Origin of the sequence: Rhizobium bangladeshense (genome assembly GCF_001662075.1) — a bacterium.
Taxonomy (GTDB): domain Bacteria; phylum Pseudomonadota; class Alphaproteobacteria; order Rhizobiales; family Rhizobiaceae; genus Rhizobium; species Rhizobium bangladeshense_B.
The window spans coordinates 1-495 of record NZ_LYPL01000123.1; the positions used below are offsets into that span (position 1 = coordinate 1).

1 protein-coding gene is annotated in these 495 nt (G+C 58.8%); it reads right to left on the bottom strand.

Features of this window, described 5'->3' with window-relative positions; genetic code table 11:
- A partial coding sequence (locus A7X77_RS31790) for an ImmA/IrrE family metallo-endopeptidase (RefSeq protein ID WP_197486940.1) occupies positions 1–470 on the bottom strand: 470 nt, incomplete at its 3' end.
- Positions 471–495: the final 25 nt, after the last annotated feature.

Sequence of the window (495 nt, forward strand, 5' to 3'; positions counted from 1 at the left end):
TGCGGACGCGGACCGTCCGCCTCCGGGTCCGAAACGCCACTGTGCCGCAGCATCAGATGAGCAATCTCATGCAAGAGTGAAAAGACCCGGCGTGGATAAGCATCCTTCCGGTTTACGACCATGACCGGCAACGCATCTGCCCAGATGGCAAACCCCGATGCTTCGTCGCTTTCGATCCGTGACGCCTGGAATACGAGTGCGCCCGCATCCTCGATCTTCGACCGCCATGCAACGAATGCCACCCTGGGGTCACGCCAGTGAGACTGAAGCATATAGTCCACTTTCAAGGCTTTCCGGATGAAAGCTCCGACGGTCTCCGGGTTATCCTTGATGCTGGGTGTGAGGTTGAAGACGCCTGGCTCCTCGTCCGCATCCTGGAAAAGTTCGAGGGCCAGTTCACGGCGCTGGTGTGCCACACGGATTTCAAGCGTAAGTTCCGGCGTGAAACGACGAAGGCCAAGATCAGGCAATCGCCGGAAATCGTGCATCGGCCGG